Annotated in this window: 22 protein-coding genes and 1 tRNA gene; 7 read left to right on the top strand and 16 right to left on the bottom strand. The window is 71.4% G+C overall.

The features are described 5' to 3' along the window. Window positions 1–22 precede the first annotated feature (22 nt). The 4 genes from FLL47_RS21305 to FLL47_RS21290 all read right to left on the bottom strand — a co-directional run bounded on the left by FLL47_RS21305 (window position 23) and on the right by FLL47_RS21290 (window position 4,826). Window positions 23–412, bottom strand: a complete 390-nt coding sequence (locus FLL47_RS21305; protein ID WP_222106136.1) for a helix-turn-helix transcriptional regulator — start codon at window positions 410–412, stop codon at window positions 23–25. A gap of 106 nt (window positions 413–518) precedes the next feature. Then, a tRNA-Met gene (locus tag FLL47_RS21300) sits at window positions 519–592 on the bottom strand. Window positions 593–694: 102 nt separating this feature from the next. Further along, window positions 695–3,586, bottom strand: coding sequence for a UPF0182 family membrane protein (locus tag FLL47_RS21295; protein ID WP_144122387.1), 2,892 nt, complete (start codon window positions 3,584–3,586; stop codon window positions 695–697). Between the two features lie 166 nt (window positions 3,587–3,752). Continuing rightward, complete coding sequence (locus tag FLL47_RS21290; RefSeq protein WP_144122287.1) at window positions 3,753–4,826, bottom strand: YlbL family protein; 1,074 nt, start codon at window positions 4,824–4,826, stop codon at window positions 3,753–3,755. Between the two features lie 108 nt (window positions 4,827–4,934). Here FLL47_RS21290 and FLL47_RS21285 point away from each other — a divergent pair, with 108 nt between their 5' ends. Further along, window positions 4,935–6,206, top strand: coding sequence for a zinc-dependent metalloprotease (locus FLL47_RS21285; protein ID WP_186315820.1), 1,272 nt, complete (start codon window positions 4,935–4,937; stop codon window positions 6,204–6,206). A gap of 117 nt (window positions 6,207–6,323) precedes the next feature. Here the strand turns inward: FLL47_RS21285 and FLL47_RS21280 are convergent, their stop codons facing one another. Then, on the bottom strand, window positions 6,324–6,851 hold the full coding sequence (locus FLL47_RS21280; RefSeq protein ID WP_144122285.1) for a M48 metallopeptidase family protein: 528 nt from the start codon (window positions 6,849–6,851) through the stop codon (window positions 6,324–6,326). A 362-nt stretch (window positions 6,852–7,213) separates the two neighbouring features. On the opposite strand from FLL47_RS21280, the gene FLL47_RS43025 reads away from it, so the two are divergent. From FLL47_RS43025 to FLL47_RS21270, 3 genes are all read left to right on the top strand, one after another. Further along, window positions 7,214–7,369, top strand: a complete 156-nt coding sequence (locus FLL47_RS43025; RefSeq protein WP_166381884.1) for a DUF5679 domain-containing protein — start codon at window positions 7,214–7,216, stop codon at window positions 7,367–7,369. Window positions 7,370–7,545: 176 nt separating this feature from the next. Then, window positions 7,546–8,562, top strand: a complete 1,017-nt coding sequence (locus FLL47_RS21275) for a hypothetical protein (protein ID WP_144122284.1) — start codon at window positions 7,546–7,548, stop codon at window positions 8,560–8,562. A 66-nt stretch (window positions 8,563–8,628) separates the two neighbouring features. Continuing rightward, window positions 8,629–9,963, top strand: coding sequence for an ABC1 kinase family protein (locus FLL47_RS21270; protein WP_144122283.1), 1,335 nt, complete (start codon window positions 8,629–8,631; stop codon window positions 9,961–9,963). 294 nt (window positions 9,964–10,257) lie between these two features. On the opposite strand, the gene FLL47_RS21265 is transcribed toward FLL47_RS21270, so the two are convergent. The 3 genes from FLL47_RS21265 to FLL47_RS21255 all read right to left on the bottom strand — a co-directional run bounded on the left by FLL47_RS21265 (window position 10,258) and on the right by FLL47_RS21255 (window position 13,416). After that, complete coding sequence (locus tag FLL47_RS21265) at window positions 10,258–10,617, bottom strand: WhiB family transcriptional regulator (protein WP_120318150.1); 360 nt, start codon at window positions 10,615–10,617, stop codon at window positions 10,258–10,260. 121 nt (window positions 10,618–10,738) lie between these two features. After that, on the bottom strand, window positions 10,739–11,110 hold the full coding sequence (locus tag FLL47_RS21260) for a hypothetical protein (protein WP_144122282.1): 372 nt from the start codon (window positions 11,108–11,110) through the stop codon (window positions 10,739–10,741). 128 nt (window positions 11,111–11,238) lie between these two features. Then, the gene (locus FLL47_RS21255) at window positions 11,239–13,416 is read right to left on the bottom strand and encodes an ATP-dependent DNA helicase UvrD2 (protein WP_144122281.1); all 2,178 of its coding nucleotides are present in this window, start codon (window positions 13,414–13,416) and stop codon (window positions 11,239–11,241) included. Between the two features lie 83 nt (window positions 13,417–13,499). On the opposite strand from FLL47_RS21255, the gene FLL47_RS21250 reads away from it, so the two are divergent. Then, window positions 13,500–13,760, top strand: a complete 261-nt coding sequence (locus tag FLL47_RS21250; RefSeq protein ID WP_144122280.1) for a mycoredoxin — start codon at window positions 13,500–13,502, stop codon at window positions 13,758–13,760. A 112-nt stretch (window positions 13,761–13,872) separates the two neighbouring features. Here the strand turns inward: FLL47_RS21250 and FLL47_RS21245 are convergent, their stop codons facing one another. Then, complete coding sequence (locus FLL47_RS21245) at window positions 13,873–14,121, bottom strand: hypothetical protein (RefSeq protein ID WP_120321679.1); 249 nt, start codon at window positions 14,119–14,121, stop codon at window positions 13,873–13,875. 178 nt (window positions 14,122–14,299) lie between these two features. Further along, window positions 14,300–15,235: a helix-turn-helix domain-containing protein gene (locus FLL47_RS21240; RefSeq protein ID WP_186315819.1), complete on the bottom strand. Its 936-nt coding sequence runs from the start codon at window positions 15,233–15,235 to the stop codon at window positions 14,300–14,302. Window positions 15,236–15,387: 152 nt separating this feature from the next. Here FLL47_RS21240 and FLL47_RS21235 point away from each other — a divergent pair, with 152 nt between their 5' ends. Next, window positions 15,388–15,960, top strand: a complete 573-nt coding sequence (locus tag FLL47_RS21235; RefSeq protein WP_144122278.1) for a winged helix-turn-helix domain-containing protein — start codon at window positions 15,388–15,390, stop codon at window positions 15,958–15,960. 32 nt (window positions 15,961–15,992) lie between these two features. After that, window positions 15,993–17,249 (top strand): MFS transporter, encoded by a 1,257-nt coding sequence (locus FLL47_RS21230; protein WP_144122277.1) that lies wholly within the window; start codon window positions 15,993–15,995, stop codon window positions 17,247–17,249. Here FLL47_RS21230 and nudC read toward each other — a convergent pair. From nudC to FLL47_RS21200, 6 genes are all read right to left on the bottom strand, one after another. Further along, a complete protein-coding gene (gene nudC, locus FLL47_RS21225; protein WP_144122276.1) occupies window positions 17,172–18,077 on the bottom strand; it encodes an NAD(+) diphosphatase in 906 nt (301 codons plus the stop codon). The two genes, FLL47_RS21230 and nudC, sit on opposite strands and share 78 nt — an antisense overlap. Before the next feature lie 33 nt (window positions 18,078–18,110). Then, a complete protein-coding gene (locus FLL47_RS21220; RefSeq protein WP_144122275.1) occupies window positions 18,111–19,433 on the bottom strand; it encodes a M16 family metallopeptidase in 1,323 nt (440 codons plus the stop codon). Window positions 19,434–19,494: 61 nt separating this feature from the next. Then, window positions 19,495–20,808, bottom strand: a complete 1,314-nt coding sequence (locus tag FLL47_RS21215) for a M16 family metallopeptidase (protein WP_144122274.1) — start codon at window positions 20,806–20,808, stop codon at window positions 19,495–19,497. 78 nt (window positions 20,809–20,886) lie between these two features. Then, on the bottom strand, window positions 20,887–22,365 hold the full coding sequence (locus FLL47_RS21210; protein ID WP_144122273.1) for an FAD/NAD(P)-binding protein: 1,479 nt from the start codon (window positions 22,363–22,365) through the stop codon (window positions 20,887–20,889). A gap of 219 nt (window positions 22,366–22,584) precedes the next feature. Next, complete coding sequence (locus FLL47_RS21205) at window positions 22,585–23,799, bottom strand: S8 family serine peptidase (RefSeq protein WP_186315818.1); 1,215 nt, start codon at window positions 23,797–23,799, stop codon at window positions 22,585–22,587. 44 nt (window positions 23,800–23,843) lie between these two features. Continuing rightward, window positions 23,844–23,996, bottom strand: coding sequence for a hypothetical protein (locus FLL47_RS21200; protein WP_186315827.1), 153 nt, complete (start codon window positions 23,994–23,996; stop codon window positions 23,844–23,846). Window positions 23,997–24,034 lie beyond the last annotated feature (38 nt).

Below are 24,034 nucleotides of genomic sequence, written 5' to 3'. Positions count from 1 at the left end.
CGGCACGGGGCGGGCCTCGTCGCTACGAAGTGGTGGACGAGGTTCCGGCGCGCCGTCCGGACTCGCCGTTGCGGACCTGGCGCAGGATCATCTTGGCCACGCATCCCGGCAGCGACGCGCTCCATGAGTGGTCGCGGGCCCGGTAGGAGCTCGGGCTCTCCCCGACCACCTCGGTGAACCGACTGCTGAACGAGCCCAGCGACGTGAAGCCGACGGCCATGCAGACCTCGGTCACATTCAGGTCGCCCCGGCGCAGCAGGGCCTGGGCACGCTCGATCCGGCGGGTCATCAGGTAGCTGTACGGCGTCTCGCCGAAGGCGGACCGGAAGCTGCGCGAGAAGTGCCCCGGTGACATCAGCGCGGTGCGTGCCAGCGCAGCCACATCCAGCGGCTGCGCGTACTCGCGATTCATCCGGTCGCGGGCCTGCCGCAGCCGGACCAGGTCGTCCCTTGTCACTCTGGTCACCCTACCCACATACAGAAGGACCCGGTCCCATCGGAACCGGGTCCTTCATTCGTAGCGGGGACAGGATTTGAACCTGCGACCTCTGGGTTATGAGCCCAGCGAGCTACCGAGCTGCTCCACCCCGCGTCGGTCTCTAAACCATAGCCTGTTGATCGCACGCCCTGCAAATCGACACGGGGTGAGCGCCGTCTCAGCGCTCACCCCGTGTCGATTCACCTCATGTCGTCCTCAGCCGGTGGTGGCCGGTGTCGGCGTGGGCGCCGGTGGGGAGGGCGAGGCAGCCGGAGCCGGCGTCGTGCCGCTCGCCTGCTCGAACTCCTTCATCGCCGCCTCCAGCGCAGCCAGCGCCTTGCCATAGGCCTCGAAGTTGCCGGACTGCTGCGCCGCCCGCACGTCGTCGATGGCCTTGTTGACCTTCTCGGCGGCGGCGGCCAGGTTCGGCGCCCCGGTCGTCGGCGGCGGCTGCTCAGGCGTGGTCACCGGTGGAGTGCCGGTGGTCGTGCCGACCAGCTGTTTGATGCCGTCGGTGAGGGTGTCCGCGAAGGCCACCTTGTCGCCGTAGCTGACCAGCACCTTCTTCATCAGCGGATACGCCTTCTCCCCGCTGGAGCGCAGGTAGATCGGCTCGACGTAGAGCATGCCGCCGCCGTACGGCAGGGACAGCAGGTTGCCCTTGACGACGTTGTTGCCCCAGATGTTGAGCTGTGTTCGCGCCGCGTCGAAGTTCTCCATCAACTGCTGCGCCTGGCCCGGGCCGGGGATCCGGCCGTCCTTGCTCAGCTCCAGCACCTGCAGTGTCGGTTTGCCGTTGACGTACGACCCGGAGATCAGCGCGGCCAGGTTCTGCCGTTCCCGCGGGGTCACCGCGGCGGTGAGCTGGAAGCGCGGCTCGGTCTGCCCGGGCAGCTGGGTCAGCAGGTAGTACGGCGGCTGCTTGGCCGAGGTGCCGGCGGTGGCCGGGTCGTTGGGCACGGCCCAGAAGTCGGGCGCGTTGAAGAAGTCGTTGGCGTTGTTGACGTGGAACCGGGTGAGCAGGTCGCGCTGCACCTTGAACATGTCCGCCGGGTAGCGGAAGTGCTGTGCCAGCTCCGCCGGGATCTCCGCCTTCTTCGTGATCAGGTCGCCGCCGAAGGCGTTGTTCCACGCCTTGAGGATCGGGTCCTTCTCGTCGAACTCGTAGAGCTTGACGGTGCCGTCGTACGCGTCGACGGTGGCCTTCACCGAGTTGCGGATGTAGTTGATGTCCTGCCGGGCGAGCCGGAACGTGCCGTCGCCGGTCAGCGAGTCACTGGTCGCGTCCTGCAGGTCGATGCGCTGCGCGTACGGGTAGTTCGCGCTGGTCGTGTAGCCGTCGACGATCCACACGATGCGCCCGCCGACCGCGGCCGGGTACGGGTCGCCGTCCAGCGTGAGGAACGGGGCGACCTTCTGCACCCGGGTGCGCGGGTCGCGCTCGTAGAGGATCTTCGAGTTGTCGTTGACCGCATCGGCGAGCAGGAAGTTCGACTCGGCGTACTTGATCGAGTAGAGCAGCCGCCGCCAGGTCGAGCCCAGGTCGACGCCGCCCTGGCCGGTGTAGGTGTAGCGGGCGTCGGTGGCCTCGCCGGTCGGCCGGTCGTACTCTGCGCTGGTGCCTCCGTCGGGCTTGCCGACGATGGCGTACTCGCCCATCCGCTCGCCGTAGTAGATGCGCGGCTGCTCGACGGGCAGCTTGTCGGTCGCCGACGAGCAGCCCTGCTCGCTGGTCTGCGCCTGGCCGGTGAAGAACCCGGAGACGAACAGCGGCTGGCCGGCGCAGACCGTGGTGTTGGCGGGCGCCGCGACCAGGCCGTAGCCGTGGGTGTAGACGGTGTGCTTGTTGATCCAGTTGCTCTGCGCGGTGGTCAGCTTGCTGTACTCGATCTCGCGCACGCCCACCACGTAGTCGGCGGTCTTGCCGTCGATGGTGTAGCGGTCGATGTCGAGCTTGTCGCCGAACTGGTAGAAACTGCGCACCTGGGACAGCTGCGTGTAGGTCTCGGCGACCACCGCCGGGTCGAGCAGGCGGATGTTCGGCACGATCGTCTTGTCCTGCGCCAGCGACGCCGGCGGCTCGACCGTGTCCGAGGCGTACGGCGTGGTAGTCGCGGTGTCCAGCCCGTAGGCCGTGCGCGTGGCCGCGATGGTGCGGTCGATGTACGGCGCTTCCTTGACGTTGCGGCTCGGGTCCACCTGGAACGTCTGCACGCCCCACGGGTAGATGCCGCCGATGGCGACCGCGGAGATGGCCAGCAGGCCCAGCGCGATGCCCGGCCACACCAGGTTGCGCATGACCGCGTTCGAGAAGATCAGGATGGCGATGACGACGATCACCGAGATGTAGGTGAGCATCTCCTTGGCCGGCAGCAGCGCCTGGATGTCGGTGTAACCCGCGCCGGTCAGGTCGGTGCCGGAGATGGTGTCCAGCAGGAGCGCCCGGCGGTCCAGCACGTACGCGATCGCCTTGAGGCTGACGAACAGCGCCACCAGGCCGGTCAGGTGGGCCCGCGCGCCGGTGGTCATCCGGTCACCGGCGCCGGACAGCCGCACCCCGCCGTAGAGGTAGTGCACGCCGAGCGCGCCGATCAGCGCCAGCACCGTCACGGTGAAGCCGGTGTTCAGCAGGTACTGCCAGAACGGCAGCTTGAAGACGTAGAAGCCGATGTCGATGCCGAACTGCGGGTCCTTCTGGTTGAACGGCTCGGCGTTCTCGAACAGCAGCCACTGCTGCCAGTGCCCCTGCGCGGCCAGCCCGGCGAAGAACGCGACCGCGCCGGCGGCCAGCGCGAACCACCGCATCAGGTGCGGGCCGAGCAGGTAGCGGTAGCGCTCCAGCGCCTGCTGCTCGACCCCGGTCGGCGGCAGGAACGGGCGCAGCTTGTACGCCAGGTACAGGTTGCCGAAGAGGAAGGCCCAGATGATCAGGCCGAACACCGCGAACAGGCCGATCCGGGTGCCGAGCTGACCGGTGAAGACCTGGGTCGCGTCGAGTTCGTCGAACCAGAGCCATTCGGTCCACGCCTCGACCACCCAGCCCAGGACGGCGAAGAAGACAAGAAGGCCGGTCAGCACGATGAGCCAGGCGCGTCCGCGACGGCTCATGTGCGGCAGTTGGCTTGATCGGTTCACCACGGTGGAAGCCTACGTTGCCGTGCAAGAGCCCGGCACCGATGGACGCCCTTACGGAACCCTGGTGAGTCGTCTGACGTGCGGTTTCGGCGCAGGGCCCGCCTGGACGGGCCCTGCGCCGGGCCGTTTTCTCAGCTGATTAACAGGAAGGCGGCTGACCGCCGGCCCGCACCGTGGCCAGTGCGGCCAGCGCGTCGGCGAGCGTGCCGACCTTCGCCAGCGGCAGCCCGGGCAGCGCGTTGGCCTTGGCTTCCGCGCAGTTGGCGGCGGGGGTGAGGAAGACCTTCGCCCCGGCCGCCCTGGCCCCGTACAGCTTCTGCGGGATGCCGCCGATCGGCCCGACGTTGCCCTCGTCGTCGATGGTGCCGGTGCCCGCGATGACCTTGCCGCCGGTGAGGTCCTCCGGCTTCAGCTTGTCGATGATGCCGAGGGTGAACATCAGGCCCGCGCTCGGGCCGGCGATGTCGTCGAGCTTGATGTTCAGCGTGAACGGGTGCGGCTGCTCGGTCTTGACCTCGATACCCACTCGCGGGGTGTCGTCGGTCGCCGACGCCGGTTTGGTGGTCACCTCCACCGTGGTGGGGGTCTTGTCGCGGGTGACGCCGAGCTTCAGCGTGCTGCCGGCGGGCTTGCCCTGGATCAGCTCCAGCAGCTTGCCGTTGGAGGTGACCGCGGTGCCGTCGACGGTGTCGATGACGTCGCCCGGCTTCAACCGGCCGTCCGACGCGCCGCCCGCGACCACCTTGTCGACCGTGATCCGCACCGGGTAGCCGAGCTCGCGCAGCGCCGCGGTCTCCGCGCTGGTCTGCGAGTTCTTGAAGTCCTCCTGGCCCTGCTGGTCGATCTCCTCGCGGCTGGCGTCCGGCGGGTAGAGCAGCTCGTACGGGACGACCGCCTCCTCGTCGGACCACCAGCCCCGGATCACCGAGACCAGGTCGGTGGACGACTGCACGTTGACGGTGACCAGCCGCAGCTGCCCGTCGGACTTCGAGACCGCGGGGCCGCCGCTCACCGAGATGACCTCGTGGCAGCCTTCCGGCGCACCGGGCGCGCCCGGCGTGCAGACCTCGCCGTTGTCGTCGACGGCGGACAGGGTGTCCACGGTCGGGCCGGCGCTCTCCACCACGTAGGGCACCTTCACCTGCCCGATGGCGAACAGCAGCAGCACGGCCAGGAGCGCGCCCAGCACCACAGTCAACCCGCGACGTCTCATGGCGGCCAGCCTATCCGGGAGGTCCGGGCGCTCGCCGGACCCTGACTTGTCCCCGATCACGGGGTGGGTATGAGTCACTTGCGCTCAACTTCGCGTACGGTGGAGAGCGTGCCTGACACCCCGTTCGGGTTCGCCCTTCCTGGCGGCCAACCACCAGATCCCAACGACCCGCAGCAGATGCAGCAGTTCCTCGCCGGGCTGCAGCAGCTGATGGCGATGAGCTCCAGCGGGGGAGGCCCCGTGAACTGGGACCTCGCCCGGCAGGTCGCCACCACCTCGCTCAACAGCGAGGGCGACCCGGCCGTGACCGCCGCCGACCGCACCGAGGTCGACGACGCACTGCGCCTGGCCGACCTGTGGCTCGACCCGGCCACTTCCCTGCCCAGCGGCGTGCTCACCACGGCCGCGTGGAACCGCAACGAGTGGATCTTCAACACTCTGGACGTCTGGCGCAAGCTGGCCGACCCGGTCGCCGACCGCATGGTCAACGCCATGGGCGACCTGGTTCCGCCGGAGGCCCGCGCCCAGCTCGGCCCGATGGCCGCGATGATCAGCAGCCTGGGTGGCGCCCTGTTCGGCGGCCAGTTCGGCACCGCGCTGGCCAAGCTCGCCGTCGAGGTGCTCTCGGCCGGCGACATCGGCCTGCCGCTCGGCCCCAACGGCACCGCCGCGCTCGTGCCCGCCAACATCCGGGCGTACGGCGAGGGCCTGGAACTGGACGCGGGTGAGCTGCGCCTGTTCGTGGCCCTGCGCGAGGCCGCCCACCAGCGGCTCTTCGGCCACGTGCCGTGGCTGCGCGGGCACGTGCTGACCGCGGTGGAGGCCTACGCCAACGGCATCCGGGTGGACCGTGAGGCCATCGAGGAGGCGCTGCAACGGGTCAACCCCGCCGACCCCGAGTCGATGGCCGAGCTGCAGCTCGAAGGCATCTTCACGCCCGACGACAGCCCGCAGCAGCAGGCCGCCCTGCGCCGCCTGGAGACCGTGCTCGCCCTGGTCGAAGGCTGGGTCACGCACGTGGTCGAGCAGGCCGCCGGCAACCGCCTGCCCAACGTCGTACGCCTCTCCGAGACGTTCCGCCGCCGCCGCGCGGCCGGCGGCCCCGCGGAGCAGACGTTCGCCGCGCTCGTCGGCCTGGAGCTGCGGCCCCGCCGCCTGCGTGAGGCCGCGGCGCTGTGGGCGGCGCTGACCGAGCACCGCGGGGTGTCCGGCCGTGACGCCCTGTGGGACCACCCCGACCTGCTGCCCGACGACGAGGACTTCGCCGACCCGGCCGCCTACGCGGCGAGCGCCGACACCACGGTCCTCGACCTCAGCGGCCTCGACGACCTGCCCCGCCACGACGAGGGCGGCCCCGAGAACGGCCCGAAGCAGGACTGACTCGGCGGGCGAGCCCGCTTTTCAATCGACGTTGGCCTATCACATCGAATCCGAGCCACTGATTCTCGATGTGATAGGCCAACGTCTATGCAAAAACGGGGCGGCGGGTGCGCAGGGTCACTCGGCGCGGGCGTGTTCGGCGGCGGCGATGCCCTCGAGGTAGCCGCGGGCGCGCTCGGTGCGCGGGTAGCGGCCGACCAGGGCCCAGAAGCGGGCGTTGTGGCTGGGCACGATCAGGTGCACCAGCTCGTGGAGCAGCACGTAGTCGGCGACCCACGCGGGCATCTCGCGCACCCGCTCGGACAGCCGGATGGTGCGGTCGGCGGGGGTGCAGGAACCCCAGCGGCCGTGCTGGTTGCCGACCCAGCGCACGGTGGCGGGCACCGCGACGGCGCCGAACTCAGGCAGGTAGCGACAGGCCAACTGGCGGGCGCGGGCTTCGAGCTCGGCGTCGCTGCGCAGGCTGCGCTGATCGCGGGCGGCGAGCCGGGCGAGCATCTTGCTCACCCATTCGCTCTCCTCGGCGCGCGAGAACTGGCTGGGGATGAGCACCACCACCCGCTCCCCCTCGCGGTAGGCGGACACCGTCCGCCGCCGGCGCTCACTGCGTCGGACCTCTACCACGGGTTTGCGTGCGGCGGCCATTAACGACCGGCGCAGACCAGGGGGAACCCGGGGGTAACCAGGGGGGTGTTACTCACGGCTAGGACGCTAGCGGCCCGGTGCCAGGGTGGCGCAAGAGTCAATCTTGTGATCATCGCCAGATTTGCCGGGATAGGTGGTCTTCGCCAAGAAAATTCTTCTGACCGTGACCCGGACCACTGGTTCGCATAAGGGACATTACTCAATGCAAAGGCGACTTTACGAAAATGCCTCATTTTCGGCAAGCGTGATGACTCCGGCGTGTCCCGCGTAACCTGACTACTCAGATCGATTCGGGCAGGCAGACTTCGACCGTCACAGCGCAAGCCGCCGGGACGAGTCACCGTGGATCATGAGGAGGAATCGTGGCCGAAGAGAAGTACAACGGCTACTGCGTGAAGTGCAAGGAAAAGCGTGATTTCACCGGCAAGGTGGAGATCTCCAAGACTGGCATGCGGATGGCCAAGGGGCCCTGCCCCGTCTGCGGTACGACCGTGAACCGCATTCTCGGCAAGGCCTGAGGAACAACGCGAGACAGGAGCCCGCAGACACTGCGGGCTCCTGTCGCTTTCCCGACAATCTTCTCCAAGATCTGTGGATAACCCAGGTCAGCACTGTGGAAAACCTCTTGATCACGGGGGACGGCCTGTGGATAACCGCGACCGGGGCCCGCTGAGGGCTGGCACGCTCGACTGCTGTGAGCCGCTCCCCGATGTCCCGCCCGGCCCTGCTGCCGGGGCTGCGCCCGATGTGGCGCGACCGTCACACCGTCCAGCTGGGCACCGACCCTGAACACGCCGTCGTGCTGGAGCTGCCGCACCGCTCCGCGGCCCGGCTGCTGGAGCTGCTCGACGGCTCCCGCACCGAACGGGCCCTGCTCACCGAGATGGGACGGCTCGGCATGCGGGCCGAGGACGTGCACGAGGTGCTCGCCGCGCTGACCAGCCGGGGGCTGGTCATGCCGGCCCACACGCTGATGCCCTCGGCGCTGCCCGCCGAGCACCGGGCCCGGCTCGCCGACGAGGCGGCCGCGCTCGCCCTGCGCCGCTCGGAGAGCGCCGGCACTCCGGCCCGGGTGCTGCAGCGGCGGGCCCTGGCGCGGGTGATCATCGCAGGCGCCGGTCCGACGGCCCGGCTGGTCACCACGGCCCTGCTGGATGCCGGAGTGGGCAAGGTGGGCCTGGTCGTCTCCCCCGGCGCCGCGGCCACGGTCAGCCCCGCGCCCGGCGCGGCCACCGCGGTGAGCCCGCTGTCCGGGGCCCGAGCGGCGGGGCCCCACCCGGCCACCCTGCGGGCCACCGACGCCACGTTCCGGGTCCAGGTCGGGTATGCCGTATCCACCCGTGGAACTCGCCGCAGGGTGCCTCACCTGGCGCTGACGGTTCGCGACGGGGTCGCCGTGGTCGGCCCGTTGGTGCCCGTCACGGGCGGGCCCTGCCTGCACTGCCTCGATCTGCACCGCACCGACCGCGACCCTTCCTGGCCCCGGCTGGTGGCCCAGCTCGCCCAGGTGCCGCCCGGGGGCGATCCGTGCCCGGCCGCGACCCGCCTCACCGCGGCTGGTTTCGCCGCTGCAGAGGTGCTGGCCTACCTCGACGGAGCCTCGCCGACCACGATCGGCACGACTGTCGAGATCAACGGCGTGCTGCCCTGGCGACGGCGCACCTGGTCACCCCACCCGTCGTGCGACTGCATCCGACGGCGGCGCGGCTGACATTCTCCACAGGGTCTTCACCTGCCGGAACGGGCCGAAATCCGCGGGGTCGGCAACAATGGCACGGTGACCGACATCCCGCGCCGCGCCGTCTCCCGCACCGCCAAGCTGGCATCTCTACCCCTGGGCTTCGCCGGGCGGACCGTGCTCGGGTTCGGCAAGCGGGTCACCGGCATCGCCACCGACGTGATCTCCGCCGAGATCCAGGAGCGTACGGCCGAGCAGCTGTTCAGCGTGCTGGGCCAGCTCAAGGGCGGCGCGATGAAGCTCGGCCAGGCGCTGAGCGTGTTCGAGGCGGCCCTGCCCGACGCGCTGGCGGAGCCCTACCGCGACGCGCTGACCAAGCTCCAGGAGGCGGCCCCGCCGCTGCCCGCCGCCACCGTGCACAAGGTGCTGGCGGAGCAGCTGGGCAGCGACTGGCGCGCCCTGTTCCGCGAGTTCGACGACGAGCCCGCGGCCGCGGCCAGCATCGGCCAGGTGCACCGGGCCGTGTGGAAGGTCCCGCGCAAGCGCACCGGGATCCCGGTCGCCGTGAAGATCCAGTACCCGGGCGCGGGCGACGCGCTGATCGCCGACCTGACCCAGCTGTCCCGCCTGGCCGGGCTGTTCAAGGTGATCCAACCCGGGCTGGACGTCAAACCGCTGGTCACCGAGCTGCGCGCGCGGGTCGTCGAGGAGCTGGACTACGAGCTGGAGGCGGCCAGCCAGCGCGCCTTCGCGGCCGCGTACGCGGGGGACGAGGAGATCCTGGTGCCGCAGGTGCTGGCGGCCGCCCCGCGAGTGCTGGTCACCGAGTGGGTCGAGGGCATCCCGCTGTCGAAGATCATCAGCACCGGGACGGTGGCGCAGCGCGACCGGGCCGGTGCGCTGATGGCCATGCTGCACTTCTCCGCCCCCGAGCGGGCCGGGCTCCTGCACGCCGACCCGCACCCGGGCAACTACCGGCTGCTGCCCGACGACCGGCTCGCCGTCATCGACTTCGGTGCGGTCGCCCGGCTGCCGCAGGGGCTGCCGGAGCCCGTCGGCCGGATCACCCGACTCGCCCTGGCCGGGCGGGCCGACGAGGTGCTCAAGGGCCTGCAGGGCGAGGGTTTCGTGCGGGCGAACGCCGACATCGACGCGCAGGCGGTGCTGGACTACGTGCGGCCCATGCTGGAGCCGCTGGCCGCGCACGAGTTCCGCTTCTCCCGGGCCTGGCTGCGTGAGGAGGCGGCCCGGCTGGCCAGCCCGCGCAGCCCGGCGTACTCGCTGGGTCGGCAGCTGAACCTGCCGCCGTCGTACCTGATGATCCATCGGGTGACGCTGGGCTCCATCGGCGTGCTGTGCCAGCTGGAGGCCAAGGCGCACTACCGCGCCATCCTGGAGCGCTGGCTCCCCGGTTTCGCCGAACCGACCCCCTGACCTGGCTACCGACCTCGAAAAACACGGATGCCCGCCGGCTGAGCCGGCGGGCATCCGCATTGATTCACTTATCGCTGCGACAGCTCACGTGCACGCCGACGCGCGGCGACCATGATCTGACGGGCGGAACGGGAAGCCTCAGAGGGGATGTTCTGAGGCTCAAGCATTCGAGCCCGACTCATGATTTCGTGGATCATATAGATGTCGCTGATGCCGTTTCTCATTGCTTCTCTCCGATGCTGTGGTAGTGGCTTAGCCGGCAGGCGGCTGGATTGGGTGATGCGGAGTTGCTGCTCAGGCAGCGAGCCGGACCGACTCGCGAGCGGTGACCGCGGCGACACGCGCCTCGGTCTCGGCCACCAGGGCCGCCTCGCGAGCGAGGTCGTCCTTACGCGGACGGCCACGCGGACGCTTGCGCGCCACGACCGCACCACGCTCGAAGATCTCGCCGCCCCAGACGCCCCAGGGCTCCTCGCGCTCCAGTGCCCCGGAGAGGCACTCGACCTTGAGCGGGCACTCGCCGCACAGCGACTTGGCCAGCTCAAGCTCCGCGGGAGCGTCCGAGAACCACAGGTCCGGGTCGAACTTCCGGCAGGGCAGCTCCGCACCCAGCTCGACGCTGAAGTCGAGTACTGGGGCCAACGCCAGACTCATCTTCCGGTCACCTTCCTTTCATCTCGATCTCGTGGATCGCTTTCCATGGGGGTGGAAATAACTAAGGCCGCGGATCCCGGTGTACGGGTTCCGCGGCCTCGAGGTGAGCCGGTGGTCTGGTTTAGACCTTTGGTTTACCTCGAGGTGGGAGCCCGCTGAATCCATCGAGCTTCATGCCCGAGGACTCCTGGTTCCGGTAGGCCAGGGTGGTGCTGGTGGTGCTGGTGATGCTCTTCGGCTTGGCGGCTCCCGCGGGGGCCACCTTGATCGGGTTCGGGTTCCAGGCCAGCTGTCGCAGGACCGGCAGCTGGGCCACCGGCAGACCGGTGACGGTCGAGCCGCCCAATGCGCCCACTGCGCCATGCGTGGCGTGGCCGGTGGGTGCCGGCTGTGAGGGTGCAGCCAGGGCGATCGGCGAAACGGTGACCGACGGAGCGCAGGCAGCGGCGAGCGACGGCACGACAGCGTTCAAGGTTTTGAACGTGATCTCCATGGGACTCGCCTCCTCACTTGCCTCGTCGGTGCAGAACGTGAATCACCAGCCAGGAGCAGCACGGATGTGCGCGCTCTTGGAGGTGTGACCGAAGGTTATGCCTCCCGGCCGGGAGGGCGCAAACGGTTTTACGGCTCTGTTGCCAAATCTTTTTGAAGATCTTCTGAAGTCGGTTGTTCAGGCAGCAAATCCGCCACCGAAGCGCCCTTCAAGAGCGCGAGAACTGCCTCGCCGTACAGCTCGAGTTTGCGCGGACCGATGCCGGCGATCTCCACGAGTCCCGCCCTGTCAGATGGCTGACGCTCGGCCAGCGCGGTCAGGGTGGCGTCGGTGAAGACGACGTACGCGGGGATCTTCGCCGCCGCGGCGACCCTGGCCCGCCAGTCGCCCAGCCGCTCGAACAGCTCCTCGTCCAGTGAGGACGGGCAGCCCGCACACCGGCCCAGCTTGCGCTCCGGCCCGGCGAGCAGGGTCGCACCGCACACCCGGCAGCTCACGATCACGGTCTTGCGGGCCGCCCGGGGCGCGCCGGGTGCGGGCCGCTCCGCACGGGGCGCGGCGGCCTGGCCGCCGAACGGCGCCAACCCCGGCACACCCTGCAGGAAGCGGCATGGCCGCCGGGCCCGGCCGCCGGACGAGCGCATCTCGCCGTAGCTGAGCCACAGCATCCGCCGCGCTCTGGTGATACCGACGTACAGCAGCCTGCGCTCCTCCTCCAGCGCTTCGGCGCTGCGGGCGTACGCGGTGGGCATGGTCCCCTCGACGAGCCCGACCAGGAACACCGCGTCCCACTCCAGGCCCTTCGCGGAGTGCAGGCTGGCCAGGGTCACCCCGGCCACGGTCGGGGCGTGCTGCGCGTGGGCGCGCCGGCCCAGCTCGGCCGCGAAATCGGCGAGCCCGTTGTCCGCGCCCGGGTCGGGGCGGAACTCGGCGGCCAGGCGTACCAGCGCGGCGAGGGCCTCCCAGCGTTCCCGCGCGGCCCCACCCGACGGCGGACGCTCGGGCTGCCAGCCCAGCCCGACCAGCACCGCGCTGACCGTGGCGACCAGATCGTCGCCGCCGTCGGCGCGGGAGGCCGAGCGCAGCGCGATCATCGCCTGGCGGATCTCGGCCCGCTCGAAGAAGCGCTCCCCGCCGCGCAGCACGTAGGGCACCCCGGCGTCGGCGAGGGCCTGCTCGTAGGTCTCCGACTGGGAGTTGGCCCGGAACAGCACCGCGATCTCGGACGCCGGGGTGCCCGCCGCGATCAGGTCGGCGCAGCGGCGGGCCACCCCGACCGCCTCGTTGTGCTCGTCGGCGAAGACCCGGGCGTCAGGCTCCGGCCCGGCCGCGCGCTGCCCGACCAGGTCCAGGCGCAGCCGTGACTCGCTGCCCTTCGCCTGCCGGATGACCGCATTGGCCAGGCCCACCACCTGCGGGGTGGACCGGTAGTCGCGGACCAGCCGCACCACGGTCGCGTTGCGGTGGGTACGCGCGAAGTCCACCAGGTACGACGAGGTCGCGCCGGTGAACGAGTAGATGGTCTGCGCCGCGTCGCCGACCACGGTCAGGTCCTTGCGGCCGCCCAGCCACGCCTCCAGCAGCCGCTGCTGGAGCGGGTTCACGTCCTGGTACTCGTCGACGACGAAGTGCCGGTACTGCGTGCGGACCTGCTCGGCGACGTCGGAGTGCTCCTCGATCCCCCAGCACATGGCGCGCAGCAGGTCCTCGAAGTCGATCACGCCCTGTTGGCGCTTGACGTGCTCGTACGCGGTGTACACCGCGGCGACCTGGGCCGCGTCCAGCGGCGTCTCCCGGCCGGCCTTGGCCGCCGCGACCGTGTACTCACCGGGCTCGATCAGCGACGACTTCGACCACTCGATCTCGGCGGCGAGGTCGCGTGCGCCGGTGCGGTCGGCCCGCACCCCGGCCCGGGCCGCGGCGAGCACGATCAGCCGCGCCTTGCTCTCGACCAGCTCCGGCATCTCCCGGCCGCGCAGGAGGCGGGGGGCGAAGAAGCGCAGCTGGCGCAGGGCGGCGGCGTGGAACGTACGGGCCTGCACGCCGTGCGCGTCGAGCCCGGCCAGCCGCTCGCGCAGCTGCGCCGCGGCGCGCGCGGTGAAGGTGACCGCGAGCACATGCTTGGGCTGGACCTCGCCGGTGACGACGCGGTGCGCGATCCGGTGGGTGATCGCCCGGGTCTTGCCGGTGCCCGCCCCGGCCAGGATGCACACCGGTCCGGCCGGCGCCGTGACCGCGGCCGCCTGCTCTTCGTCCAGGCCGTTCAGTACCTTCCGGGCCGTGTCGGGGGCAGCGTCTCTGGTCACAACAGGGAATCATCCCAGGTGTTGTGGATGTTGCCATCGCTAGAGTCCCCCGGAGCCCCCGCTCCCCCGACCCGAGGATCGCCATGCTGACCATGTACTCGACCACGTGGTGTGGTTACTGCCACCGGCTGCGCAGCCAGCTCGACCGCGAGGGCATCACCTACACGGTGATCGACATCGAGCAGGACCCCAACGCGGCGGACTTCGTGATGGGCGTGAACGGCGGCAACCAGACCGTGCCGACGCTGCGCTTCGCCGACGGCAGCGCCCTGACCAACCCCAGCATCATCCAGGTCAAGGACCACCTCGCCGCGATCGCAGAAACGGCCGCCGACCCGGCCTGACCTCGGCCGCCTACGCGATCGCTGTTTCGTGCCGCAAGCCGGGGTCTGACCCCACCTTTCGGCACGAGACGGCGATCTTCCCGTGCGCCGGGCACGGCCGCGTCGGGCGCGGTCAGCTGGGCCAGCGGGGGGCGTCTAGGCGGACCACCTTGACCCGCTGGCGGCCGGAGCGGACGGCGCCGACCGAGGCGAGCGCGCGGGCGAGCTGGAGGGCGGCGTCGAGGCTGTCCGCCTCCGCCACTTGGCGGCGCTGCTCGGGGGTCGCCGTCTCGTCGCGCAGCGGTTGCTCATCGAGGAACGACGCGACCACATCCTCGGGCGCGAAGGGTCGTACCTCGGTGCGAACGATCAGGTACCGCATGCGCTTGCTCCGTCACTGCCTGCCGGGCGGAGGTCGACTGTGGAGTCCATGGGTGGAAGTTCCACATTCGGCTGATGTCATGCTTGTGCATTTCCCCAGCTGGAATCAAGCAAGACGCGACGATCGTCGGGCAGCACCGCCCGAACGGGTGACGGAGCGTAATTTTCTGTCGAGGAGATCAGCTGATCCGGGCGCTTATCCACGCCCGCGACCGCACCGGGTCCAGCGCGGCATCGCCGAGCCAGCCGAAGACCCTCGCGTATCGCTCGACGCTGTTGCGGTCGGTGAGCACCAGCTCACGGGCGAGTGTCTCCACGGCCACCGTCTCCGGGTCATCCGGGTCGGGAAAGTGATAGATAGAAAACCCCGTATGCGGTATGAAGTGCTGGCCGACCGTCGCCGCGCGCGGCAGTACTCTGATCGTCACGTTAGGTAACTGAGTGAGCGCCGCGAGGTGGGCCAGCTGCCCTTCACGCACGTCGTCCGGCGCGCCGCGCCCCAGCAGCGCCTGCTCGTCGAGGATCGCCTCGTAGCACGGTGCGTCCGGGGTGCGGGTCAGGATCGTCTGGCGGGCCAGCCGTGCCGCCACCTCGGTGTCCGGCTCCTGCGGCGCGGGCAGTTCAGCCACCGGCCCCACCACCGGGTTCACGCGCTGCGCCGGCACGCCGTCGGTCGGCGACGTCGCCCCCGACAGCGGGCGCGAGGAGAGGATGCGCGCCCGCGCATACTCCGGTGTCTGCAGCAGACCGGGGACCATGGCCAGGCCGTACTCCCTGATGCGGGCGCTGCCCGCCTCCAGTTCGGCGTAACCGCGCTGCCGCTGCGTCATCACCGGATAGGCCCGCAGCCAGCCGCGGGTGTTGCCGGCGTCCCGCGCGATCGCCACCAGTTGGTCCCGGTCCCGCCCGCGCACCTGGTAGAGGTCCAGCAGATCCAGCACGTCGCCGAGGTCCGGGCGGCTGCGCCCGTTCTCCAGTCGCGACAGTTTCGACTTGGCCGCCCAGCCGACCTGGTCGACGACCTGTTCACCGGTGAGTCCGGCGGTCTCACGCAGGCGGCGCAGCTCCACGCCGAGGCGCTGGCGGCGGACGATCGGGCTGGATCCTCGCGGCAAGGGGGACCTCCGTCGGTGACCAGCCCTCAGGCTAAGCCGCCCGCCCGCCCCCGCCCTCGCACCGACACACCTTTCGCCCCGGTTGATCACGAACCCGCCGAACTGCAGCACCGGGGTTGACGAAAGAGTTCTTTTGAAAGCATTCTTTTGATGTGACGGAGAGACTGCCGATGCGGGACATCACGGACCCGCGTGTGTTGCGGGCGATGGCGCACCCGGTGCGGTTGCGGCTGATGAACGAGTTGGCGCTGGACGGCCCGGCGACGGCGACAGAGCTGGCCGAGCGGGTCGGCGAGTCCGCGGCGAACTGCTCGTGGCACCTGCGGCAGCTGGCGAAGTTCGGGTTCATCGAGGAGGCCGAGGGCGGCGTGGGCCGCAACCGGCCGTGGCGCTGGGTGCCCATGGGCAACAGGTGGGGCAGCCCGGATGATCCGCCGGAGCTGATGCAGGCGGGCAGCCAGGTCACCGCGACGCTGCTGGGTCACGAGCTGGGCCTGCGCAACCGCTGGGACGAGCAGCGCCAGACCGACGACACACCGTGGCGGCACGCCGCCTTCGGCGTCCAGAACGTCAACTGGCTCACCGCCGAGGAGCTCACGGCGCTGGAGGACGAGCTCGTCGCGGTGATGACCAGGTACAACCAGCGAATCACCGACCCCGCATCCCGGCCCGCGGGCTCCCGCCCCGTTCGCATGGTCGCCTGGGCCCACCCCAACCCCAGCTGAACCTCGACCCCACCACCCCGGAGGGACACCCCATGCGCGCCGTACTGCGCCGACCCGATTTCCGCCTGCTCTTCGCGGGCCTGTTCTTCAGCATGACCGCCGAGTCGATGCTGGTGCTCGCGCTGGCCATCTGGGCCAAGGACCTCACCGGCTCCGACGGCATGGCGGGCGCGGCGATCCTGTGCGTGGTCCTGCCGGTGATGTTCGCGCCGCTGTTCGGCGTGGTGGTGGACCGGTTCCGCCGGCGCCCGTTCCTGATCGCGTCCCTGGTCGGCTCGGCGGTGATGCTGACTCCGCTGCTGGCCGTCGACGGCGGCGAAGACCTGTGGATCATCTTCGCCGTCGCGGTCGGCTACGGCGTCTCGTACATCCTGGTCAGCGGCTCCCTCAACGGTCTGATCAAGGAGGTCATCCCGCCGGACCTGCTGGCCGAGGCCAACGGGGCGCTGCAGACGGTGCGGCAGGGCCTGCGCCTGGTGGGGCCGCTGCTGGGGGCCGCGCTCTACGCCGCCACGAAGGGCTGGGGCCTGGCCGTGCTCGGCATGGCGGGCTTCATCATCGCGGCCCTGGTCATCGCCGTGTTGCGGGTGCCCGAGGAGAAGCCCGAGCGCACCGAGCAGCACTGGGTGGCCGAGGTCGGCGCGGGCGTACGCCACCTGGTCGGCAGCGTCACGCTGCGGCGCGCCCTGATCGGCAACGTGATCTCGATCCTCGTCTTCGGCTTCAGCGAGACCGTCTTCTTCGCCTTCGTCGACCAGGGCCTGCACCGGCCGCCGGCCTTCATCGGCGTGCTGATCAGCGTCCAGGGTGTCGGCGGCCTGCTCGGCGGCCTGACCTCAGCCTGGCTGATCCGCCGGGTCGGTGAGCTGTCGGCCAACGCCATCGGCATCGCGCTGTTCCTGCCGCTGCTGCTCACCAGCCTGACCCCGAGCCTGTGGCTGGCCTTCCCCACCGCCCTGCTCTCCGGCTTCGGCCTGCCCTACCTGCTCGTCGGCCTCATGACGCTGATGCAGCGCAGCACCCCCGCCGCACTGATGGGCCGGGTCTCGGCGGCGATGGACGCGCTGATCAGCGCACCGCAGACGCTCGCGATCGGATTCGGCGCGGTGCTCGTCGAGCTGGTCGACTTCCGGCTGCTGCTGGCCGGCATGAGCGCGGTGATGGCGGTGTCCGCGCTTTACCTGTGGGCCGGGCGCGGGCTGACCCCGCCGTCAGCCCTCGCGCAGCCAGCGCAGGACGAGCTGGTGGGCGATGGAGGACCGGTTCGGGAGCGTGAAGGAGTCGTCTGACCCGTCCAGCACCCGGGCGATCTGCTCGCGCGTGAACCACTGCGCATCGAGCAGCTCGTCCGGGTCGGTGCGCAGCGGCGCGGCCGCCGGGTCGGCGACCGCGCTGAAGCCCAGCATCAGCGAGCGGGGGTACGGGAACGCCTGGCTGCCGTGGTAGCGGATGTCGGACACCCGCACGCCCGCCTCCTCGTACACCTCGCGGGCGACCGCCTCCTCCGCGGTCTCCCCCGCCTCGACGAAACCGGCCAGCACCGAGTAGCGGCGTTTGGCGGCACCGGCCCACACCACGTTCGCACCGAGCAGGATGAGCCCCTGCGGACCGGCCGCCCCGTCGTGCACCGACATGATCACGGCCGGGTCGGTACGCGGGAAGTGCAGCTCCCCGTCGGCGTCCCGGCGCACCCAGCCGCCCTGCTCCACCGTGGTCGGCTTGCCGCTGCGCGGGGCGTAGAGGTGGTCGCGGTGCCAGCGCACCAGCGCCAGCGCCTGGGTCAGCAGCGACGTCTCGCGCGGCGGCAGGTCCGCGCCGACCTCCCACAGGTGCTTCGGCTCGGCGCCGGGCACCTCGGGCAGCTCGCGGTTCACCGCGAAATAGGCCGTGCCGCCCGCGTCGACGCCGAGGAACAGCGGCTCACCGGCCGGGCCGCCGGCGCCGACCTGATCCGAACCGACCAGCACCAGCCGGTCGTCGCGGATCAGCGCCCGCCCGTCGTCTCCGATCACGACCACCTGGCCGCGTGACCACGCGTCGGCCAGCCACTGCGGGTCGGCGCGCCGGAACGCGGCCCGGTCGAGATCCGACCGGGCCGCCGTAGGCGAATCACTCATGCGAGCAGCTCACCGTCACACCATGTGCTTCGTTCACGACTTCGGCTCGACCTGCACCGGCACGATCGCCGAGACCGCGGCCTGGATCTTCTCGGCGTCGCCGAGGATCACCGGGGCCGCCACCGCGGGCGCGAGGTACGTCGCCGCGACCCGGTGCACGTCTTCCAGGGTCGCCGCGGCCAGCCGGGCCGAGTGCTCGGCCAGGAAGTCCAGCCGCAGCCCGAACCCGGCGTAGGTGCTGGCGAGCCCGGCCAGCCCGGACTGCGTCGACATGCCCAGCTGCAGCGTGCCCAGCGCGTACTGCCGCGCCTGCTCCAACTCGTCCTCGCGGACCGGCAGCGCCGCGATGCGGCCCAGCTCGTACAGCGTCTCGACCAGGGCCGGGGCGGTGACCTCGGTGGCCACCTCGGCGGACACGGTCAGCGTGGAACCGGCCACCGAGTGCTCGATCACCGAGTGCGGGCCGTAGGTGTAGCCCTTGTCCTCGCGGATGTTCTCCACCCAGCGGGAGGAGAAGTAGCCGCCGAAGATCATGTTTGCGAGCTGCAGCGCGGCGTGGTCGGGGTGGGTGCGGCCCACCGCCGGCAGCGCGAAACGCAGCGACGACTGCACCGCGCCCGGCCGGTCCACCAGCAGCAGCGGGCCCGGCACCAGCAGCGGGATGGGCGACAGCTCGGCGCTCTCGCCGGCCCCGTTCCACCCGCCGAGGCGCTTGGCCGCGGTCTGCACCGCCTGCTCCGGGTCGAGGTCGCCGACGATGACCAGGGTCGCGCCCGCCGGGTGCAGCCGCCGGGCGTGCAGCGCGCGCAACGCCTCCGGACTGACCGCACGCACGTCCTCCACCGACGGGGTCTGCACCGCGTACGGGTGCCCCGGGTAGATGCGCTTGAGCAGCGCGACGCGGGCCAGGTGGGCGGGCTGGCTCTGCGCGACCTGGATCCGGTCGGCCAGCCGCTCGGACTCGGTGGTGACCTCGCCCTCCGGGTAGACCGCGTCGTCGAGCACCTCGGCCAGCAGCTCCAGCAGCCGGTCCAGTCCCGACACCAGCGAATTGCCGCTGATCTGGAGGCGGTCCGGGTCGATCCCGGCGCCCAGCCCGCCACCGACGGTCTGCAGCTCGGCGGCGATCTGGACGGTGCTGCGCTTGCTCGTGCCCGAGAACAGGGTCTGCGCCAGCACCGCCGCCTCGGCCAGCTCGGCCTTGGCGAACGGCACGCGCAGCCGCACCTCGGCCAGCGGCACGCTCGGCCGGCGGATGGCCAGCACGGTCAGCCCGTTGGGCAGCGTCTGCTCGACCTCCACCGGCAGGACCAGCGGCCGGTTCTCATCCAACTCGGGAAGGGTGGTCACGCTCATGCCTGCTCCTCGCTTCGCTCGTCGACGGCATGAGCCCCACTGAGCCCACCGGTTCGCTCGCTCACTGGTTTCCTCCGGGCACGACCTCGATGGACGCCCGGCGGTTCGGGCGCAGGGCGGCCGCGGCGGCCCGGACCTGCTCCTCGGTCACCTCCGCGATCGAGTGCGGCAGGTCGTTGAGCAGCCCCGGGTTGCCCCGCTGCAGCTCCAGCACGGCCATGCGCAGCGCGCGGCCCAGCACCGCGTCGGTCTCGCGCAGCAGGTGGGTGGCCATCCGGGCCTGGGTACGGGCCAGTTCGCCCGCGGTCAGCCCGTCGGTGGCCAGCCGGTCCAACTCCTCGTCGATGGTGACCAGCACCTTGTCCACGCTGCCGCCCGGCGGCAGGTGCGACTGCAGCAGCAGCGCCGTGGGGTCGCGCACCTCGAACGGCTCACCCATGAAGCCCAGGTAGCCGCCGACGCTGGTGACGCTGCGGTCCTTCAGCACCAGGCGCTCGACCAGCCGCGACGCGTCGCCGTCGGTGAGCACCTCGGCCAGCACCACGTACGGCAGGTAGCCGGCGAAGTCGGTGATCGGGTCCGGGACCCGCCACGCCGAGGCGACCGCGGGCAGCGGGGCGAGCCGGTCCACGTAGGACTCGCGCCGCTCGGCGCTCAGATCGGGCTCGGTGAAGTCCGGGCGCACCGGGGCCGGGCGGGCCGGGACGTCGCCGAAGTGCCGCTCGATCAGCAGCCGGGCGTGCGCGGACTCGAAGTCGCCGGAGACGGCCAGCGTGGCGTTGCCGCAGGCGTAGTACTTGTCGAAGAACTCGGCGGCGTCCGGAACGGTCGCGGCCTCCAGGTCGCTGAACGAGCCGTAGCCGTCGTGCGCGTTCGGGAACGTGTCGAACATGACCGGCGGGAGCTTGAGCCACGGGAAGCCGCCGTACGGGCGGTTCAGCACGTTGACCCGGATCTCCTCCTTGACCACGTCGATCTGGTTCTTGAGGTTCTCCTCGGTCAGCCGCGGCCCGCGCATGCGGTCGGCCTCCAGGAAGAGCATCCGCTCCAGCGCGTTGCTCGGCACCGTCTCGAAGTAGTCGGTGTAGTCCAGGTGGGTGGAGCCGTTGAAGGTGCCGCCCGCCCCCTGCACGTGCCGGAAGTGGGCCAGCTTCTCCAGGTTGGCCGAGCCCTGGAACATCAGGTGTTCGAAGAGGTGGGCGAAGCCGGTGCGGCCCTCGGGCTCGGACCGGATTCCCACGTCGTAGACGACCGCGACACCGATCACCGGTGCGCTGCGGTCCGGGCTGAGCACGACGCGCAAACCGTTGGGGAGCGTGAACCGCTCGACCTCGTACGCCGTGCGCGGGATCTGGATGCTGGTCTCGGTGGACACAAAGCCGACCCTAGCAAGCTGCCGGAGGAGGCGTCCGCAGCAGCGGCTGTGAAATGTTCGCCCACAGCCGCCGTTGCCCTAGGACTCCACGCACTCGGCGATCGGCGTACGGTCGCGCCCCGCGTCGCCCAGCGCGACGGCCAGCGCCCGGGCCTGCGTCCTGATCTCGGGCGCGGCGGTGGTCTCCCAGAGCACGCCACGCCGGGTCGGGCCGAGCGTCCACAGCGCCGGATGCGCCGAGCCGTCGCGGCGCCGCAGCGCGCCGTGCGGGTCGGTGTCCAGTCCCAGACGGTACGGGCCCGGCCGGGCCATGCCCTCCGCGACCAGCGCGCGGACCAGCGGGTCCGACTCGACGATGCGGCCCGGCCCGGTGCAGTTGACCACCGCGGCGAACGTGGGAGCGGTGATCGCGCCGCCGTGCCGCTCGCGCAGCACCACGCGTACCCCCTCGTCGGCGGCCTCGATGCCGCACAGCTCGGCCGCGCGCACCCGCAGCGCGCCGCTCTCGCGCAGCGCGCCGATGCTGTCCGCGACGTCGGGCGCCATCCGGTGCCGGTGCACCTCCCAGTAGCGCGCCAGGTGCCGCAGGAAGCGGCGCTGGCCCGGCTCGGGCAGGCTCTGCCACAGCGCGTCCCAGTGCGGCCGCAGCGCGTCCAGCACGGCCCGCCAGTCCCCGGTGTCGGCGGCCAGCCGCCGCAGCGACCGCAGCAGCCCCGCCACCGAAGCCGCGGCCAGCAGCTCAGGCAGCGCCGCCGCCGTAACCGCCTGCACCTGCACCGCCGTGACCTGCGCGGGCGCTGCCTGTGCGGCCGCCGCCGGTCCCCCGGGCGTGGTCACCGCGACTGCCGCAGCCTGCGCCGGGTGCGCCGCGGCGGCAGCCGGGGGCCTGCGGTGCGACTGGGGCAGCAGCCCGTGCCGGGACACTGCGGTGAGGTCGCGTCGGCCCGCGTTCGCGAGGGTCAGCGCCACGTCGACGGCGGTCAGCCCGGTGCCGATGAGCAGGACCGGGCCCTCCGGCAGGTCCGCCAGCGCGCCGGGCCGCCACGGGTCGGCCACGTACGCCCCCGAGCGGGCCACGGCGGCGTCCAGCCGGGCCGGGGTGGACGGGGCGGGGTGGCCCAGCGCGAGCACCACCCGGTCGGCGGGGATCACCACGTCGTCGGTGAGCAGCACGGTCAGCGGGCCGCCGGACGGTTCGAAGATGCGCGCCACCCGGCCGCGTTGCACGGTGAGCCGTCCCTGCGCGGTCTCGTCGGCCGTCCGCAGCACCTCGGTCAGGTAGTCGCCGTACCAGCTGCGCGGCACGAAGTCGGTGGGCGCGGTGCGCGGGTCGCGCTGCCGGCACCAGCGCAGGAAGTCGTCGGGCCGGTCGGGGTCGGCGCTCATCGCGGCGGCGGGCGAGTTGAGCAGATGCCACGGGGCGGCGGTGCTGTAGGCCAGCCCGCGGCCGGGGCGCGCGCCGGGATCGACCAGCACCACGTGCCAGCCGGTCCGCAGCAGCTCACGGGTGGCGAGCACGCCACTGCAGCCACCACCGACCACCACCGCGATGCCCATGGCCGTACCTCCTCCGTGTCGCTGATCAAGTTAGGCGTCACCCGCCCGGTGGACGCGGGGAGGTCAGCCGAAAGTCCATATAACCTACCGGCACGATAGGATATACAGCCTACACATGCCAGCGGCATCCGCCCGCAGGGCGCGGGACGCCACCTTCAGCAACGATCTGTTAATCCGGCCCGCAGCCGATCCGGTCCCGGTCCCGCCACGTGGGCGCGGTCAGACGGCCTGTTCTCGCCGCGTCCGGGCCGACCGGACCGACCACACCGTGAGGGCGGCCAGGAACAGCAGCAGCGGCAGCGCGACCAGCCAGCGCCGCCAGTCCCGGCTGTCGGCGAGCGCCACCGGCCGGGGCGATCCGCTCGGTGACGCGGCCGGACTGGACGCCGCAGGGCTCGGCGAGACGCTCGGCGCGGCCTCCTGCGGCAGGTTCGCGGCCAGGGCCGCGGTCAGATTGAGCATGCCCGCGCCGAAACGGCTGTCCGCGCCCGGCGCACCGGCGTCCGTCGCGGTCGTCCGCAGCCGCTGCAGCACCTGTGCGGCCGTGGCCTGCGGGTATGCCGACCAGACCACCGCCGCCGCGCCCGCCAGCACCGCCGCTGCGCTGGACCCGCCGTCCATCCGGTAGCCGCCGCCCAACCCGGTCGTGATCAGGTCGACGCCGGGCACGGTGATGCCGGTGGTACGCCCACTCAGCGGTGCGACGGGCACCTGGCCCGAGCGGTCCGCCGGGATCGCGTTGAGCACCCCGTTGTACGAGGCCGGCCAGGGCGTGAACGGGCGGCCCGCCCGGTCCGCGTCCGCCGCGACGATCAGCACGCCGCGCGCCACGGCCGCGTCGACCGACGCCTGCAGCCGGCTGCTGGGCACGACGCCCCGGCCGATGCAGACGACCTTCGCGCCGCCGAGCACGGCCCGGTCGATCGCGCCGGCCAGCGCGTCCGGGTCGCCGGTCGCGCTGGGCGCGGGCGCGAACGCGATCGGCAGGATCTGCGCACCCGGTGCCACCCCGAGCACGCCCGCCGTGCGGGGGTCGGTCACCGCGGCGGCGCTCGCGCTCGGCGCGGGCCAGCCGGCCGAGACGGACGGCGTCGGTCGCACGGCACCGGCAGGCACCGCCGGAACATGGCCGTGACCTGCGATGAGTCCGGCCAGCCCGGTGCCGCGACCGTCCACATCGGTGTTCGATGCGCCATCCGGCCCACCGAGCACCTGGCCGACCAGGTCCGGATGGGATCGGTCCACACCCGAGTCCAGCACCGCGACGAGCACGCCGGTGCCGGTCGCACGTTGATGTGCCGCGGCCAGTTCGAGACCGGTGAGCTGCCACTGCATACCGCGCACCACGTCCGGCTCGGCCGCGGCCGCGGGCGCGCCCAGCAGCAGCACGGCAGCCGAGACAGCAGCCGTGACCAGGGACTTCGGACCAGACATCGGGCGCACTCCGGCGGGTATCGAGGCGTTCACAACAATCATCGTCAACCGGCCATAGGCGGGGCCGGCGGATGCACCTCCACGACGATACCGGCCTGCGCCGCATGCCACGGCGCGAGCACCACGGCACCGGCGACCCCGACACCCATCAGCGCAAGGAGCATCACCAGGAGTAGTTCCCGGACTGATGACTCCACGGCGCGCCTCCCCAGGAATGCGTGTGTCCGCTCACACA

This window comes from Catellatospora sichuanensis, from assembly GCF_007483665.1.
Classification (GTDB): domain Bacteria; phylum Actinomycetota; class Actinomycetes; order Mycobacteriales; family Micromonosporaceae; genus Catellatospora; species Catellatospora sichuanensis.
The sequence above is the reverse complement of the archived record's forward strand: the minus strand, read 5'-3'. Positions and strand labels throughout refer to the sequence as shown.

Excerpts from the sequence above, each read along its gene's own strand:
- FLL47_RS21305 (WP_222106136.1), bottom strand. The coding sequence starts at position 412 with ATGAATCGCGAGTACGCGCAGCCGCTGGATGTGGCTGCGCTGGCACGC.
- FLL47_RS21260 (WP_144122282.1), bottom strand. The coding sequence starts at position 11,110 with ATGGAGATCACGTTCAAAACCTTGAACGCTGTCGTGCCGTCGCTCGCC.
- FLL47_RS21220 (WP_144122275.1), bottom strand. The coding sequence starts at position 19,433 with ATGAGCGTGACCACCCTTCCCGAGTTGGATGAGAACCGGCCGCTGGTC.
- FLL47_RS21250 (WP_144122280.1), top strand. The coding sequence starts at position 13,500 with ATGCTGACCATGTACTCGACCACGTGGTGTGGTTACTGCCACCGGCTG.
- FLL47_RS21205 (WP_186315818.1), bottom strand. The coding sequence starts at position 23,799 with ATGTCTGGTCCGAAGTCCCTGGTCACGGCTGCTGTCTCGGCTGCCGTG.
- FLL47_RS21280 (WP_144122285.1), bottom strand. The coding sequence starts at position 6,851 with ATGGCCGCCGCACGCAAACCCGTGGTAGAGGTCCGACGCAGTGAGCGC.
- FLL47_RS21210 (WP_144122273.1), bottom strand. The coding sequence starts at position 22,365 with ATGGGCATCGCGGTGGTGGTCGGTGGTGGCTGCAGTGGCGTGCTCGCC.
- FLL47_RS21245 (WP_120321679.1), bottom strand. The coding sequence starts at position 14,121 with ATGCGGTACCTGATCGTTCGCACCGAGGTACGACCCTTCGCGCCCGAG.
- nudC (WP_144122276.1), bottom strand. The coding sequence starts at position 18,077 with ATGAGTGATTCGCCTACGGCGGCCCGGTCGGATCTCGACCGGGCCGCG.
- FLL47_RS21290 (WP_144122287.1), bottom strand. The coding sequence starts at position 4,826 with ATGAGACGTCGCGGGTTGACTGTGGTGCTGGGCGCGCTCCTGGCCGTG.
- FLL47_RS21265 (WP_120318150.1), bottom strand. The coding sequence starts at position 10,617 with ATGAGTCTGGCGTTGGCCCCAGTACTCGACTTCAGCGTCGAGCTGGGT.
- FLL47_RS21230 (WP_144122277.1), top strand. The coding sequence starts at position 15,993 with ATGCGCGCCGTACTGCGCCGACCCGATTTCCGCCTGCTCTTCGCGGGC.
- FLL47_RS21295 (WP_144122387.1), bottom strand. The coding sequence starts at position 3,586 with ATGAGCCGTCGCGGACGCGCCTGGCTCATCGTGCTGACCGGCCTTCTT.